The sequence below is a fragment of the Luteibacter sp. P4_D7_3 genome (assembly GCF_056401735.1).
This window is the reverse complement of the sequence record NZ_JBFUIT010000561.1, coordinates 1-1,354: the sequence shown is the minus strand read 5'-3', so window position 1 is coordinate 1,354 and position 1,354 is coordinate 1. Positions and strand designations below refer to the sequence as shown.

The 1,354-nt window shown below is 64.5% G+C and carries 1 protein-coding gene; it reads right to left on the bottom strand.

Features of this window, described 5'->3' with window-relative positions; translation table 11 throughout:
- Positions 1-1,354: beta strand repeat-containing protein (locus tag AC1DSN_RS22715; protein ID WP_477333105.1), on the bottom strand; the 1,354-nt coding region annotated here is incomplete at both ends.

Genomic DNA, 1,354 nt, shown 5'->3' with positions numbered 1-1,354 from the left:
GTCAAGCGTGGCGTTGGCTGTGTCGCCCGCGATAACACCAAAGATCGAGACGCGGCTCTTGTCCAGGTTATCCGTGGTGGTGCCGTCGTAGACTTTATCGCTGCCAAGCAGGCCGGACAGCTGCACCTTTGCCTTATTGATGGTGCCCGCGCCTGTTGCCGTCGTGGGCAGAACGTAATTGGAAAGCGTCGTGCCGTTTGCCGCCATGAAGTTGGACGGCAGGAAACCCACGTTGATGATGCGCGCGCCAGCGTCGGCGGAATCGTAAGCGACACTGTTCGGCTGACTGAAGGTGATGCTCTCGCCCGCTACGAGCCCGGTGGTCAGGTAGTTGGCGCTGGTCAGCGTGGCGGTGGTCGTGCCGTTGTAGGTCTTGGTCGGGTTGTTGATGACCGAGACGCTGAGCTGGCGAGGGTCGATGACACCGATGTTAGCCGAGGCGCCACCACCGCTGATCGTGTATCCATACACGGGAACGAGCCCACTCGCATCGGTGAAGGTGTATCCAGCCGCACCGTTAGCTGCCGTCACCTGGATCCCGCTGGCGGCATCCTTGCTGCCATAGGTACCGGTCGCGGTGGCGATACGGTCGCCGTTGACCAGGGTGGCGTTGAAGTTGGCCCCGGTCAGACTGGCCGTCGCCGTGCCGTCGTAAGTCTTCTCAACGGTGCTGCTGAGGCCTGAGATGGCCGCGTTCGCCGTCTGCTTGTAGAGGAAGCCGCTACCTGCACCCAGTGGTGTCGCGCCCGCTGCCGCGTTGTACTGGATGAACTGCGGGGTAAGGCCACCGGTGACGTCGGCCGCGCGGCTCGCGGAATAGACCAGCCACTTGCCCGAGGCCGAACTGAGCGCACTCCCGCCCGCGTTGTTGATGAAGGCGTTGGCAGCGGTGAGGGTTACCCCCGCCCCGCCGGCCACTGTGCCGCCTGCGGCAAGCGTGATGTTGCCGTTGCTGCCTGTGGCGCCCTGAGCGGTGAGCACAACGTGGCCCGCGCCGGAAATGGGCGCGTTGACGTTGATCGCGCGATACGCGGTCAGCGTCAAGGTACTGTTCGGGTTGGTCCAGCTGATGGCCGCGTTGACATTGATATCGCCGACGCCGCCGGGATTTTGCACACCCGCGCCCGAAGCACCGCCGGCCGAGGTCGACTCGGTCACGTTGGTGCCGCTGTTAAGCGAGTTCGAGATCGTCGTAGCTGCGGCCGTGTCGATGGTCAGGTCGTACGGATCGACCAGCCAGGTGCCCGCCTTCCCATGCGCTGCGCCGGCGGTGATCGCCGCACTGCCAATGTGGGCGAACGCGCCTGAGGTCTCGATGGTGCCACCGTTTCCGCCATTGGGCGCGCTCGCATCC